At 74.3% G+C, this 14,193-nt stretch carries 11 protein-coding genes; 4 read left to right on the top strand and 7 right to left on the bottom strand.

Going from position 1 to position 14,193, the window contains the following annotated elements; all coding sequences use genetic code 11:
• Positions 1 to 196 precede the first annotated feature (196 nt).
• Both VGI02_RS09775 and VGI02_RS09780 read left to right on the top strand, forming a co-directional pair.
• Positions 197 to 562, top strand: coding sequence for a tetratricopeptide repeat protein (locus VGI02_RS09775; RefSeq protein WP_331627173.1), 366 nt, complete (start codon positions 197 to 199; stop codon positions 560 to 562).
• Positions 563 to 700: 138 nt separating this feature from the next.
• Positions 701 to 1,585 carry a type IV toxin-antitoxin system AbiEi family antitoxin gene (locus VGI02_RS09780; protein ID WP_331627137.1) on the top strand — a complete coding sequence of 295 codons (885 nt, stop codon included), beginning with the start codon at positions 701 to 703 and terminating at the stop codon, positions 1,583 to 1,585.
• A 76-nt stretch (positions 1,586 to 1,661) separates the two neighbouring features.
• Here VGI02_RS09780 and VGI02_RS09785 read toward each other — a convergent pair whose 3' ends face one another.
• The 6 genes from VGI02_RS09785 to VGI02_RS09810 all read right to left on the bottom strand — a co-directional run bounded on the left by VGI02_RS09785 (position 1,662) and on the right by VGI02_RS09810 (position 8,624).
• Positions 1,662 to 3,095, bottom strand: coding sequence for a lytic transglycosylase domain-containing protein (locus tag VGI02_RS09785; RefSeq protein ID WP_331627138.1), 1,434 nt, complete (start codon positions 3,093 to 3,095; stop codon positions 1,662 to 1,664).
• A gap of 56 nt (positions 3,096 to 3,151) precedes the next feature.
• A complete protein-coding gene (efeB, locus tag VGI02_RS09790; RefSeq protein ID WP_331627139.1) occupies positions 3,152 to 4,396 on the bottom strand; it encodes an iron uptake transporter deferrochelatase/peroxidase subunit in 1,245 nt (414 codons plus the stop codon).
• On the bottom strand, positions 4,393 to 5,577 hold the full coding sequence (gene efeO, locus VGI02_RS09795; RefSeq protein ID WP_331627140.1) for an iron uptake system protein EfeO: 1,185 nt from the start codon (positions 5,575 to 5,577) through the stop codon (positions 4,393 to 4,395). Before efeO ends, efeB begins: the two co-directional genes overlap by 4 nt.
• A 73-nt stretch (positions 5,578 to 5,650) precedes the next feature.
• Complete coding sequence (gene efeU / locus VGI02_RS09800) at positions 5,651 to 6,496, bottom strand: iron uptake transporter permease EfeU (RefSeq protein WP_331627141.1); 846 nt, start codon at positions 6,494 to 6,496, stop codon at positions 5,651 to 5,653.
• A gap of 176 nt (positions 6,497 to 6,672) precedes the next feature.
• The gene (locus tag VGI02_RS09805) at positions 6,673 to 7,599 is read right to left on the bottom strand and encodes a nucleoside triphosphate pyrophosphohydrolase (RefSeq protein WP_331627142.1); all 927 of its coding nucleotides are present in this window, start codon (positions 7,597 to 7,599) and stop codon (positions 6,673 to 6,675) included.
• A 59-nt stretch (positions 7,600 to 7,658) separates the two neighbouring features.
• The gene (locus tag VGI02_RS09810) at positions 7,659 to 8,624 is read right to left on the bottom strand and encodes an asparaginase (protein WP_331627143.1); all 966 of its coding nucleotides are present in this window, start codon (positions 8,622 to 8,624) and stop codon (positions 7,659 to 7,661) included.
• A 54-nt stretch (positions 8,625 to 8,678) separates the two neighbouring features.
• Between VGI02_RS09810 and VGI02_RS09815 the strand changes: the two genes are divergently transcribed.
• Together VGI02_RS09815 and VGI02_RS09820 are read left to right on the top strand one after the other, a co-directional pair.
• Positions 8,679 to 9,347, top strand: coding sequence for an NIPSNAP family protein (locus VGI02_RS09815; protein WP_331627144.1), 669 nt, complete (start codon positions 8,679 to 8,681; stop codon positions 9,345 to 9,347).
• A 28-nt stretch (positions 9,348 to 9,375) separates the two neighbouring features.
• The gene (locus VGI02_RS09820; protein ID WP_331627145.1) at positions 9,376 to 10,278 is read left to right on the top strand and encodes an MBL fold metallo-hydrolase; all 903 of its coding nucleotides are present in this window, start codon (positions 9,376 to 9,378) and stop codon (positions 10,276 to 10,278) included.
• Positions 10,279 to 10,291: 13 nt separating this feature from the next.
• Here VGI02_RS09820 and mfd read toward each other — a convergent pair whose 3' ends face one another.
• Positions 10,292 to 14,050 (bottom strand): transcription-repair coupling factor, encoded by a 3,759-nt coding sequence (mfd, locus tag VGI02_RS09825; RefSeq protein ID WP_331627146.1) that lies wholly within the window; start codon positions 14,048 to 14,050, stop codon positions 10,292 to 10,294.
• Positions 14,051 to 14,193: the final 143 nt, after the last annotated feature.

Consider the following 14,193-nt stretch of genomic DNA (forward strand, 5'->3'; position numbering starts at 1 on the left):
GGCCGGGGCGGGGAGGTGGGGTGAGCCACGGCGTGGGCCATGTCGCCCTCCGTACGCGCGGCTGCCACCCGGGTGGCTGACACGGTCCGGTCTCGCGTCGCGCGCGCCGGAGACCTACCGTGCGGGCATGTCGTCGTCGAGGGACACGGAGCGGAGCGGATCCGGGCCCGGCGACGACCCGTCGCCCGGCGGCGGCATGGTCACCGCGTTCCGTCGCGCCGAGCAGTTGCTCGAGCATCGTCGTCCGCTGGACGCGCTGCGCACCCTGGCGCCGCTCCTCGAGACCGAGCCCGAGGCCGCGTCCGTGCACCTGCTCGCGGCCCGGGCCTATCTGGCGTCGGCGCAGTTCCGGCGGGCCGAGGCCGGCTTCCTCCGGGTGCTCGAGATCGACCCCGCGGACCACTACGCGCGCTTCGCCCTGGGGCGCACGCTGCAGCGGCAGTCGCGGCTCGAGGAGGCCCGCGCGCAGCTGCGGATGGCGGCCGCGATGGACCCGCGCCCGGAGTACCAGGAGGCGCTCGGCGAGGTCAGCGCGTCGATCGTGCTGCGCCGGGGGGCCTGAGCTGGGCGGCCCGCCCGGTTCGTCGGCGAGGGAGTCACTGCGCGTGGAGCAGATCTTCTTTCCGCCGTGCAGCGACTCCCTGATCAGCGGACCGCCGTACCGATGGAGCCGATCGGCACCCGACGGCGTCGAAGCCCCATGGGAATCGATGCGTGTACGAGCCGCCCGTTCCGCGGGTCGGAGGCGGTCGCCCGGGGCGAGGTGTCCTGGGGCCGCCTGGCCGGGCCGGCGTTCCGGCCGCTGCTGACCGACGTCTACGTCGGGTCGTCGGCCGAGGTCGACACCGCCACCTGGGTGCGGGCCGTCGCGCTCTGGGGACGCGGGGCCGGCGTCGTGGCCGGCCCCCTCGCCGCGCGGGCATGGGAAGCCGAGTGTCCCTGGGAGGAACGCGAGCTCATCATGCCCACGAGCCGGCGCGAGACGTCGGACGAGATCGACGTCCGCCGCGACCGACTGCTCCCGGACGAGGTGTGCTTCCGCTACGGCGTGGCCGTCACCTCGCCCGCCCGCACCGCGTTCGACCTCGCCCGACGCGGCCCGCTCGTCGAGGCGGTCGCGGCCGTCGATGCCGTCGCCTTCCGCTGTGGGCTCACGTCGGCCCACCTGCTCGCCGTCGCGGCCGCTCATCCCGGAGCTCGCGGGTCCGTCCAGGTCAGGCGCGTCGTGGCGCTGATGGATCCGCGGGCCGAGTCGCTGATGGAGACCCGGCTGCGGCTGGTGTTCATCCTGCGCGGGGTGCCGGCGCCGGTCCCGCAGTACGAGGTCCGGGTCCGCGACGGCGGGCTCCGATGGCTCGACCTCGCATGGCCGCGGGTGCCGGCGGGTCGCCGGAAGCTCGGACTCGAGTACGACGGCCCCGAGCACCGCACGATCACCGGCCAGAACCGGGACCTCCTCCGCGACGCCGACCTCGACGACCAGGAATGGGAGATCCTGCACATCGGGGCGGTCCAGGTCTTCGACGAGCGCCGAGCCGACCAACTCGCGGCGCGCGTGATGCGGAGGCTGAACCCGGACCCCTGACCGGGTCCCGGTGATCAGGGAGTCGCCACGCGGGCGATCGGAGATCCGCTCGACGCGCAGCGACTCCCTCGCCGGACTACGGCGCGGTGCTGTTCGCGTAGGCCTCGGCGGCGGCGTACACGCGGCGGCCGTAGTCGTCCGAGTTGTTGTACGAGAGCACCGCGGAGCGCCACCCCTGCCCGGAGGCGAGGTCCCGCCCGCCCGCGCAGAGGTAGTGCCCGGCCGCGAGCGCCGCGTCGAAGATGTTGTCCGGGTCGGCGCGCCCGTCGTTGTTGCCGTCGGCACGCCACTTCGCCCAGGTCGAGGGGATGAACTGCAACGGGCCGACCGCGCGGTCCAGGGTCGGGTCGCCGTCGAGGACCCCGCCGTCGGTGTCGCCGATCGTCCGGTTGCCGCTGGTGCCGTCGAGGGGCACGCCCACGATCCGGGGCTCGATGTCGCCGTTCTGGGCGACGTGGGCACCGCGGTAGCGCCCGTGGTTGGACTCGATGCGCGCGAGGCCCGCGACCGTCACCCACGACATGTGGCACTTGGGGTCGACCTGGCGCATCGTCAGGTCGGCCATGCCGTAGGCCTGCAGCGCGACCGGCGGGATGTTCGTCTTCGGGCCGAGGCCGTTCGCCCAGCTGGAGATCGTCGGCGCGCCCTGACCGTTGGGGCGGCTCGTGCCCGTGCCGGGCAGGAGCGACGACGGCGGCGCGATCGCGGTGGGCTGCGTGACCGACCCGAGGTCGACCTGCGCGGGCGCCACCTCCAGCGCGGGGATCTCCTCCGGCCCGGCGTCGTTGCGGCCGAACTTGCTGCCCTGCTGCAGCACGACGACGGTGCCGACGACGGCGGCGACCAGGACCAGCACGAGCGCCAGGCGCCCGATCGCGGCGGTCCGTCGCGGCGGGGTCGGTGACGACGACGGCGGGGGCGGCCCGCCGAGCGGCAGCACCGGAGGCGGAGCTCCGGCACCGGACGATGCGCCCGGTCCGAGGGCGGGCGAGGTCGCGGTCAGCGCGGCGGAGATCGGGGCGGACGGGACGCCGACGGCGAGGTCGGTGCCGCGCGCCGAACCGGTGATCGCGCCGGCCCCCGGCGGGAGCGGGACATCGGTGGTGCGCGGAGCGGAGGGCACCCGCATCCCCCGCGAGCGTCGCCGGGAGCGAGACGCGTCCCCCAGCCCCTCGAGCGTGCCCGTCACCTGGTCGTCGGCCGGGTCGGGATCCCCGGTCTCGCCGGCGCTGCCGATCTCCCCGGAGTCGTCGGTGCCGTCCGCGTCGTCGGTGACGTCCGCGCCGTCGGTGTCGCCCGCGTCGTCGGGCTGCCCGGTCGAACCGGCCTCGGCCCCGGGGAGCTCCCAGCCGAACGCGTCCGGCGCCGGCTGGTCCTCGTCGGCACGCGGGGCGCGGAAGCGTTCGGTGGCGTCGTCCGCCGTGGGCGCGCGGAAGCGATCGGTCGCCGTGCCGTCGTCGGACGGATCGGGCGGACCCGCCCCGCGCAGGGAGTCGACGCTCGCGCTCATCGGTGAGCAAGGTTACGGCCCGGCCACGGCGCCCTTCGCCCGGCCCACCCCGAGCGCTACCCCTCGAGCAGCGCCCGGCCCCAGTAGTCGCCCGCGTTCCCCGGCGCGACGCCCGGCGGGCAGGCGAACACCGCGGACGAGGTGTGCCGGATGTACTCGTTGAGCGCGTCACGCGCCCCGAGCTGCGTCTGCAGCGTCGTGAACTGTGTCGGCGAGCGCATGAAGGCGATGAAGAACAGTCCGGCGTCGAGCATGCCGGTCGTCTGGTCGACGCCGTCGGTGAAGGAGTAGCTGCGGCGCAGGATCGCGGTCCCGTTGTTGTTCTCCGGCGCCGCGAGCCGCACGTGGGCGTCGAGGGGGATCGCGGGCAGGCCCGAGGCCAGCGTCTTGGCGAAGTCGGGCGGGGTGAACTCGTCGCCGCCCGACAGCGGTGCGCCCGCGGCCTTGCTCCGGCCGAACACGTTCTCCTGGTCGGAGAGGACGTCGCGGTCCCACGTCTCGATGATCATCCGGATCCGCCGGGAGACAAGGAAGCTGCCACCGGCGAACCACGCCGCCGGGCCGGGCGCGTCGGCGGGCGCCACCCACACCGAGCGGGTCACCGCCGCGGGGTCCTCGACCTTGAGGTTGCGGGTGCCGTCCTTGAAGCCCATGAGGTTGCGGGGGGTCGCCTGCGCCGTCGAGGTCGACGACGTCCGGCCGAACCCGAGCTGGGTCCACCGGGTCACGACGGTGCCGCGGCCCAGCCGGGCGAGGTTGCGCACCGCGTGGAAGGCGACCTGGGGGTCCTCCGAGCACGCCTGGATCGCGAGGTCACCCCCGGAGATCGCCGGGTCGAGTGTGTCCCCGGGCAGCGCGGGCAGGACGGCGAGCTCGGCGGGCCGCCGGTCGGCGAGCCCGAACCGGGCGTCGAAGAGTCCCGGGCCGAACCCGACGGTCACCGTCAGATTGCCCGGCGCGAGGTCGAACGCCTCGCCGGTGTCGGCGGGCGGGGAGTTCTGGTCCTCGTTGTCGCCGGGCACGGGCCGCCCGGCGGTCATGGCCTCGGCGGCCGCGGACCAGGTCGTCAGGAGGGCGACGAGGTCGGCGCGGGTCGAGCCGGGGACGACGTCGAACGCCGCGAAGGCCAACCGGTCCTGCGCCGCGGTGTCAATCCCGGCCTGGTGGGCGCCGCGGAAGTCGACGACCGGGGGCGGTGGCGCGCTGTCGGTCGAACAACCGGCGAGCACGCCACCGGCCACGCCGGCCCCCGCGAGGAGGCCGGCGCGGCCGAGGAGAGAACGGCGGGAGATGCTCGTCATGCGACCTTTCCGGAGACCTGCGACAACGGTTCGGCCAGCGCGTTCACCCGGTCGGCCAGGACGCGACGCTGGGCCTCGTTCACCGTCGAGTAGTCCACGTAGACCGCGATGCCGGGAGCGGCCTCGGCACCGGTGCGGAAGGGCTGCAGCTCGTCGGTGATGCCGGTGAACCGGGCCTGCAGCTGCGTCGCCAGAGCCGGGTCCTTGGTCTGCAGCGACGGCTTGAGCAGCTCGAACGCCTCCTGGGCTCCGGCGATGTTGGCGTCGAAGTCCGACAGGTCGGTGTGGGAGAAGGCGTCCTCCTCGCCGGTGACCTTCGAGGTGGAGACCTCGGTCAGCAGCTCGCTCGCGCCGTTGGCGAGCTGGGCCGGCTGGTACTCGGCGGTGCCGACGAGCTTCTGGAGCTGGGCGATGTCCGCGTCGAGCTTGTCGGCGTAGGGCGCCATCCCCGTCGTGTTCTTGTCGACCCACAGCGACTTCTCGATGCGGTGGAAGCCGGTCCAGTCCTGGCCGGGCTCCACGTCGGGCTCGCGGAGGTCGATGGCCGGGTCGAGGTCACCGAAGCTCTCCGCCACGGGCTCGATCGTCTCGTAGTGGTAGCGCGCCGGGGCGAACAGCTGCTGCGCCCTGGCCACGTCGTTGGCGCGCACCGCGTCGGTGAACTGCTTCGTCGCCGGCACGAGCGCGGCGACCTCGCCGTTGACGTACTGCTTGTAGCCCGTGGTCGCCGTCGCGAGGGAGGCGTCGGTCGCGGCCTGCGACTGACCGCCCGCTCCGGTGACGGTGAGCTGCGCGGTGTCCTGCGCCGCGCCCGGGCAGTACACCGTGTAGGTGCCCGGGTCGAGGCGCAGCGAGAAGTCACCCGAGATGCCCTCGGTGATGTTCTCCTTCTCGCCCAGGATCCGGCTGTCCTTCTGGATCTCGCCCTCGGTCACCTTCGCCGTGCCGTTGTTCGTGACGGTGAAGGAGACCGGCCCGGCGGGCACCGACGCGGGCTCCGGCGCACACCCGGCGTCGGAGAGGGGCAGCGAGACCTTGGCCCCCTCGGCGGCCTGGTCACCGGAGCCGCCGGAGGAGCAGGCCGCCATCAGCCCGGCGGTGACCACGGCGACGGCGAGGGCACCGACGACGGCGGTGCCGCGACGTCGGGGCCGCACCGGGAGGGGCGAGACGGGGGACACGGGTGGGTCCTTTCGAAGGGCGACCGGGGACGCAGGTGTCCTGACGAGTCGGCGGGCGGGGTCGGACCGGAGGTCAGGCGGAGGCGCTCGCGGTGGCCGACGCGGTGGACCGCGACGGCCGTCGGACGGGCCAGAGGACGAAGACGAGCATCGGCACCAGGTAGATCAACCAGGCGACGACCTCGATGACCGTCGGCTGCGGCTGGATCCCCAGGACGCCGGTGAGCAGCGACGAGATCGGGGTGCCGGGCCGGACGATCGCGGACAGGTCGGCGACCTGGGTCTGACCGACGTTGATCCAGGTCGCCTCGTGGGCGGTGTGCACCGCGCTGACGAACAGTCCCGCCGCGACGAGGACCAGGAAGACGGCGGTGATCGTGAAGAACCGGGCCAGGTCGATGTGGACCGAGCCGCGGTAGATCCCGTAGCCGAGACCGATGGCGACGAGGATCCCGAGCGCGGCACCGCCACCTGCGGCGACCGGGCTCGTCGAGGACTGGAAGGCGGCGAGCAGGAAGACCGTGGTCTCGAAGCCCTCGCGGAGCACGGCGAGGAAGGCCATCCCGACGAGCGCCCACGTCGAGCCCTTGGCCAGCGCGGACTCGGCGGCCTTCTCGAGTTCGCCGCGCATGGACCGCGCGTGCTTGCGCATCCACACGATCATGTAGGTGATCATCCCGACGGCCACCAGGCCGATCACCGTCTCCAGCCCCTCCTGCTCCTGCTGGGGCAGGTCGGCGGAGACCACCTCGAGGACCACGGCGACGATCACGCAGATCAGCACGGCGAGTGCCACGCCTGCCCACATCGGGCGCAGCGCCGCGGAGTCACCCCGGCGGCGCAGGAACCCGGCGACGATCCCGACGATCAGGGCGGCCTCGAGCCCCTCCCGGAGTCCGATGACGAACGTCGCCAGCACCGCCGCGCCTCCTCGATCCGCGGCGACCGGAGTGGCCGCCTCGCACGCGGAAGTCTTAGGTTTGCCTCACCTTCGCGTCAAGCACCCTGGGTGCGAAAAGGCGATCGACTTCTGTGATCCGTCCGAGTGACAACCCTCGAAATCCGGACAAAAGTCCTACAGCACACCGATAGAGGTCACCGCCAGTGTGATCGCCAGTCGTCCGGGGTCGTCCGGCGCGGTTGCCCGTCGGTCGCTACGGGCAGCCTTGCCTCCACGTCACGGAGCCGGATGTCCAGGGCGGTCGCGGCGGCGCGCAGCTGACCCTCGGGGTCCTCGCCCGCGAGGTAGGCCGCCACGACGGCCTCCGGAGCACCGTCGGGGACGGCCTCGGCGAGCAGGTCCGGCGGCACGCCCGCGCGCTTCGCGCGGCTCACGTACTTCGCGAGCAGCGCGGCACCGGGCTGGGCGAGGGCGACCCCGTCGAGCACCGACTCCCGGCGCTTCTCGGTGGCCTTGAGCTCCTCCCAGCGCACGTCCTGGTCGCCGGCGGTGGCCACGCCCGCCTCGTCGGCGAACACGTGGGGGTGCCTACCGACCAGCTTCGCGACGAGCTCACCGGCCACGTCGTCGACGTCGAACCGCGCTTCGCCGTCGGCCTCCGCCGCCACCCGCGCGTGGAAGAGCACCTGGAGCAGCACGTCGCCGAGCTCCTCGCGGGTGGCCGCGACGTCCCCGGCAGCGAGCGCGTCGTAGAGCTCGTAGGTCTCCTCGACGAGGTAGCGCAGCAGGCTCTCGTGGGTCTGCTCGGCGTCCCAGGGGCAACCGCCCGGCGCGCGCAGCCGGTCCATCACGGCGACGGCCTCGAGCAGCTCCGCGCCCGCGGGCGCCTCCGGTCCGGGGCCCGCGGCGAGCAGCACCGCGCCGGGCCCCGGATCGTCGTCACCGGTCGAGCCGGCCGGCACGGCCCCGAGGTCCTCGGCGAAGCGCCGGGCCAGCCCCGGCGGCAGGGAGGCGTCGAGCAGGACGACGGGGGCGGCCGCCACGAGGCGGACCGCCCGGGCCGGCAGGACCGCCCCCAGCCGGGGGTCGACGACGACGGTGGTGGGTGCCGGACCGGTCACGGCGTCACCTTCTCACGGGGCGGATCACTCTACGGTGGGTTCGGAGGACGCCGGCCGGTTCAGGCCACCCCGGTCCGGGCCGCCCACGCCCGGGCGGCGCCGACCGGGTCGTCCGGCGCGCTCGCGAGGGCCACCGCGAGCAGCAGCCGCGCCTGCCAGGGCGACAGGTCCCCGGCGAAGAGGGCCCCGGCACGGGCCAGGTCGGCGCCCCCGCCCGCGTAGAGCCCCTCGACGGCCCCGGCCCCGGTCCGGCTCGCCACCACGACCGGGACGCCCCGCTCGAGCAGGCGGCGGGCGGAGTCGACGACGGCGGGCGTCGCGTTGCCCGCGCCGAACGCGGCGACGACCACCCCGCGCGCCCCGGCCGCCATCGCGGCGTCGAGGGCGTGCGCGTCGGCGCCGACGTACTGGGCGACGACGTCCACGCGCGGCAGGGTCGTGGGCGGGTCGCCGAGGACCGCGTCGGGGGCGACGGCGTGCTCGCGGACGCCCGCGCCGTCCACGCTCGCGAGCGGTCCCCGGTCGGGCGCGGCGAACGCGGCGAGCGCGGCGGTGTGGACCTTGCGGACGCCGATCGCGGGCAGTACCCGGCCCGCGAAGGTCACCGTCACGCCCGGGCGGCCGTGGGCGGCCCAGCGCAGTGCGGCGCCGAGGTTCCCCGGGCCGTCGGGCGCCGGGTCGTCGAAGGGGCGCTGGGCGCCGGTCAGGGTGACCGGGGTCGCGCCGTCGTGGGTCAGCGCGAGCAGCGCCGCCGTCTCCTCGAGCGTGTCCGTGCCGTGGGTGACCACGACGCCGTCGTGCTCCGCGCAGGCCTCGCGGACCGTCCTCGCGAGGGCGGCGAGGTCGTCGAGGGTCGCGGCGAAGGAGAGGCGGCCCGCGGCGTCGATCGGGACGACCTCGACGCCGGTGTCGGCGCCGGTCACGGTGCCGAGCAGGTCGCGCGCCGAGGCCGCGACCGCGCGGCCCTCGGCGGTGGCGCGGGTGGCGATGGTGCCGCCGGTGGCGAGGAGCGCGAGTCGGGTCACGGGTCCGGACCCTAGGGCGGCGGCGTGCGGGGGCGGCGGACGAGGATGGGGGGCGTGCCCACCCAGCCCCTGCCGATCACCGGCGACGACGTCGACGCGGCCGACCGGGCCGTCCGCTATGAGCTCGCCACCCTGCACTTCCGCCTGCACCGGGCCGACGCCGCCCTGGACGGGATCGAGCCCTGGGTCCGCGCGCCCGAGGCCGGGGGCGAGCTCCTCGGCTGCTGGTACAGCGAGCACGGTCCCCTCGGCCGGGCGTACGTCCTGCGCGCCTTCGACGACGACGCGGCGCTCGCGGCCGAGCGCGAGCGGGCGGCGCGCAGCCCGCACCCGTTCGGCGCCGGGGAACACCTCACCGACCTGCGGATGTGCGGGTTCGCGCCGTTCCCGTTCGTCCCCCGGGTGATCCCCGGGCAGTTCGGCCGCGTCTACGAGATCCGCGACTACCACCTGGTCCCCGGCGGCCTGCCGGAGACGATCGACGGATGGCGGCAGCGGCTCCCCGGGCGCCACGTCGTCGATCCGCTGACCGTGGTCATGTACGCCCTCGACGGTCCCGCCCGCATCGTCCACATCTGGCCGTTCGACAGCCTCGACGAGCGGGTCACGGTCCGTCGCGAGCTCTACGAGTCGAACCGGTGGCCCCCGCCCGGCGGACCCGAGAACATCCTCGGCGCGGAGTCGATCATGGCGTGGCCGACCGCGTTCTCCCCGCTGTCCTGATCGTCGTCCTGGTGATAGGCCTGGTGTCATGAGCACCGCCCGACTGGACTGGTACGGCTGCGCCACCTTCCGCCTCGTCACCGCCGAGGGGCTCACGGTGATGCTCGACGCGTACCTGGACCGGGTCCCGGACGCGCCGCAGAGCGGGGTCGGCGTCGCGGAGGTGGCCGCCGGGATGGGCCCGGGCGACTGGGTCCTCGTCGGGCACTCGCACTTCGACCACCTCTACGGGGCCGAGCGGCTCGCCGCGTCGGGCGCGCGGATCGTCGGGTCCTACGAGACGGTCCGGGTGATGGCCGCGTGCGGGGTGCCCGAGGAGCAGCTCGTCGCGGTGTCGGGCGGGGAGCGGGTCCGGCTCGACGACGCGACCACCGTGCGCGTCCTGCCCAGCCTGCACTCGTGCATCTGGTCGGAGGTGTCGTTCCCCGCCGCCGACCAGGTCTGCCTCGGCGAGCTGGGGGTGACCTGGCAGGAGCGCCAGGAGCGGATCCGGGCGATGTTCGCGGGCCTGCCGGCGCTGGGTCAGGACGTGCTCACCCACCTGCAGCAGGCCTCGCAGGACGAACGGGGCGACGGCGGCGCGCTGGTGTTCGTCGTGGAGACCTCCGAGGGGTCGCTGCTCGTGCAGGACACCGTCGGGGCCTGGACGGGCGTGCTCGGCGCGGAGTCCCCCGACGTCGCGATCCTCGCCGCGGCGGGTCGGGGCAACCGCGACGGCGAGCCGGTGCAGGGCTCGCTGGCCGACTTCGTCGCCGAGGAGGCGTCGTGGCTGGGGCCGCGGCGGCTCGTGCTCTCCCACCACGACGACTGGCTGCCCGGCTTCGCGGGCGCCGTCGACGTCGCCCCGATCCGGGAGGCCCTGGCGCGGCGGTCCCCGGACACCGAGCTCTGCGAGCTGGACTACGCGTCGGGCTTCAAGCTCTTCGTCTGACCCGACGACACCGTCAGACCCCCGCAGGGACCTTCTCCGGAGTCGGCGCGGCCGGGCGCTCCCCGTAGAGCGCGACGAACAGCTGCTCGCACCAGGCCAGCAGTTCGAGGTCGCGCAGCGGCGCGGCCCCCATGCGCACCGGGCCCTTGGCGCCGCCTCCCCCGGACTCGCCCTCGGTCGGCTTGGGCAGGCTCAGCGTCTGGCTGGCCGCCTTGAGCTGGGCCCGTGGGTGAAGCCGCTTGAGCCGCATCTGCGCGGACTCGGGCAGGTCGACCGGCGCGAACCGGATCTGGTTGCCCTGCCCCGCGACCTCGGTGATCCCGTAGCGCCGGCACGCGTGCCGGAAGGCCGCGACCGCCAGCAGGTTCGTCACCGGCATCGGCGGTTCGCCGTACCGGTCGACGAGCTCCTCGCGCACCGCGTCGAGCGCCGGGCCGTCGGGGGCCTCGGCGATCTTGCGGTAGACGTCGAGGCGCAGCCGCTCGGTGTCGACGTAGTCGTGCGGCACGTGGGCGTCGATCGGCAGGTCGACGCGAACGTCGGCGAGCGGCTCGTCGGCGTCGTCGGTGTCGGCCCCGGTGTGCTTCTTGAACGCCTCGACGGCCTCGCCCACCAGGCGCACGTACAGGTCGAACCCGACGCCCGCGATGTGCCCGGACTGCTCCGCGCCGAGGATGTTCCCGGCACCACGGATCTCGAGGTCCTTCATCGCGACCGCGGTGCCCGCGCCCAGCTCGGAGTGCTGCGCGATGGTGGCGAGGCGCTCGTGGCTGGTCTCGGTCAGCGGCTTGTCGTTCGGGTAGAGGAAGTACGCGTAGCCGCGCTCCCGACCGCGGCCCACGCGCCCGCGCAGCTGGTGGAGCTGGGAGAGCCCCAGCGTGTCCGAGCGCTCGACGATCAGCGTGTTCGCGTTCGAGATGTCCAGGCCGTTCTCGACGATCGTCGTGCAGACCAGGACGTCGTGCTCGCGCTCCCAGAACTCGCTGACGGTCCGCTCGAGCCGCTCCTCGGCCATCTGGCCGTGTGCCGTGGCGATGCGCGCCTCCGGGACGAGGCGGCGCAGCTTCGCGGCGCTGTCGTCGATCGAGGCCACCCGGTTGTGGATGTAGAAGACCTGACCGTCGCGCAGCAGCTCGCGGCGAACCGCGGCGGCGACCTGCTTCTCGTCATAGGCGCCGACGTAGGTCAGCGTGGGGTGGCGCTCCTCGGGCGGCGTGAGGATCGTCGACATCTCGCGGATGCCGGCGAGGCTCATCTCCAGCGTGCGCGGGATCGGCGTCGCGGACATCGAGAGCATGTCCACGTGGGCCCGCAGCCCGGTGATGTGCTCCTTGTGCTCGACGCCGAAGCGCTGCTCCTCGTCGATGATCACCAGCCCGAGGTCCTTCCAGGTGACCCCGGTCTGCAGCAGCCGGTGGGTCCCGACGACGACGTCGACGGTCCCGTCGGCGAGCCCGCGGATCGTCGCGTCGGCCTCCTTGGGCGCGGTGAAGCGCGAGAGGCCCTTCACCGTCACCGGGAAGTTCCGCATCCGGTCGGTGAACGTCTGCAGGTGCTGCGAGGCGAGCAGCGTCGTCGGGACCAGGATGGCGACCTGCTTGCCGTCCTGCACCGCCTTGAACGCCGCCCGCACCCCGATCTCGGTCTTGCCGTAGCCGACGTCGCCGGAGATGACCCGGTCCATCGGGACCGCCTTCTCCATGTCCGCCTTGACCTCGTCGATCGCGGACGCCTGGTCCGGCGTCTCGGTGTACGGGAAGGCGTCCTCCATCTCGCGCTGCCACGGGGTGTCGAGCGCGAACGCGTGGCCCGGCGCGGCCTGCCGGGCGGCATAGAGCTGCACGAGGCTCGCGGCGATGTCCCGGACGGCCTTGCGCGCCTTGGACTTCGTCTTCGACCAGTCGGAGCCGCCGAGCTTGTTCAGCGTCGGGAGCTCGCCCCCGACGTAGCGGCTGACCTGGTCGAGCTGGTCGGTGGGGACGAACAGCCGGTCGGACTGCTGCCCGCGCTTGGAGCTGGAGTACTCCAGCACGAGGTACTCGCGGGTGGTCGCGGCCTTGCCGGTGCCGGTGGTCCGCTGGGTCATCTCGACGAACTTGCCGATGCCGTGCTGGGCGTGGACGACGAAGTCCCCGGTCTGCAGCGTCAGCGGGTCGACGGCGTTGCGGCGCTTGACCGCGGCCCGCTTGGCCGGGGCGTCGCTGCCGGTGGCGCGGCTGCCCGTGAGGTCGGCCTCGGTGAGCACGACGAGCGCGCTCGCCGTCGAGACGAAACCGTCCGCGAGACGGCCGCGGACCACCGCGATGGTGCCGGGTACCGGGGTCGCGGGCTCGTCCGCACCCACCACGGGCACGTCCTCGCCGACGAACTCGTTCAGCTGCTCGACCGCCCGCTGCGCCGTCCCGGCGGCCGGGACGACGACGAGGGCCGCCCCGCCCGACGCGGCGTGGGCACGCAGGTCGACCGCGGCCTTCTCCCAGTCGCCCCGGTAGGACTCCACGCCGGTGAGGCCGGTGCGCACGACGCGGACGCCGCCGCTGGTGACCGAATCATCCGACAGGTCGGGGTCGGTGGCGAGGCTGGAGAGCGTCCACCAGGGGTGCCCGCCCTCGCGCGAGGCGGCGCGCACGACGTCGAGGTCGCGGTAGGCGGAGGCGCCGAGGTCGATGGGGGCGCGGCCCTCGGTCGAGTCGGCGGCCACCAGCCAGCTCGCCTCGAGGAACTCCTGGCCGGTGCGCACGAGGTCGGCGGCGCGGCGCTCGACGCGCTCGGGGTGGCAGACGACGACGTGCCCGCCGTCGGGCAGCAGCTCGGGGAGCAGCGCGAGCTCACCCGGGAGCAGGGCCGGGATCAGCGACTCCATCCCCTCGGTGGGGATGCCTTCGGCGACCTTGCCGAGCAGCTCGGCCAGCGCCTTGTCCCCACCGAAGGAGCCGGTGCCCGCGTGCGTGCGCGACAGCTCGGCGGCGCGCTCGCGGACGTCGGCGGTCAGCAGCAGCTCGCGGCACGGCGGCGCGACGACCTCGTCGGGCCGCGCCTCGACGGAGTCGGGCAGCGAGCGCTGGTCGGCCACCGAGAAGCACCGCAGCTCGGAGACCTCGTCGCCCCAGAACTCGATGCGCACCGGCGACTCGGCGGTGGGCGGGAAGAGGTCGACGATCCCGCCGCGCACCGCGAACTCGCCGCGCTTCTCGACCATCTCGACCCGCGCGTACGCGAGGTCCACGAGGCGCTCGGTGAGGTGGTCCAGCTCGATCTCGGTGCCCTCGCGCAGCACGACCGGCTCGAGGTCGCCGAGGCCCGGGACCAGCGGCTGGATGAGGCTGCGGGTGGCGGCCGTGACGACGTGCAGGCGGCCGTGCGGGTCGAGCTCGGGGTGGGCCAGGCGGCGCAGGATCGCGATCCGGCGACCGACGGTGTCCGCCCGCGGGGAGAGCCGCTCGTGGGGCAGCGTCTCCCAGCTGGGGAGGTACGCCACGACGTCCTCGCCGACCATCTCCCCGGTCGCGGTGGCCAGTTCCTCGGCCTCGCGCTCGGTGGCGCACACGAGCAGCACGGTGCGCCCGGCGCCGCCCTGCTCGCCGTCGGGATCCGCGGCGAGCGCGGTGGCCAGCAGCGGTCGCAGCGCCGTCGGGCCCTCCACCGCGGCGTCGCGACCCGCCGCGTCGACGACGGTGCGCAGGCCGGGGTCGGCGAGCACGACGGAGGCGAGACCGGACAGTGCCGTCGGTGGTTGGGCCGTCGGTCCGTGGGGAGTGCCGGAGGAGGACACCAGAGCCCTTCGCAGAAACCTGAAACGATCGATTCCAGTCTAGGAGAACGCCCCGACAGCCTCGGCCCTTCCCTCCACGTCGGTATCGCCGACCGGCGGGGTGCCCGCGCCCGGGGCCCCACCCGGTGATCACCACCGTCCTC

The organism is Actinomycetospora sp., from assembly GCF_036497245.1.
Classification (GTDB): domain Bacteria; phylum Actinomycetota; class Actinomycetes; order Mycobacteriales; family Pseudonocardiaceae; genus Actinomycetospora.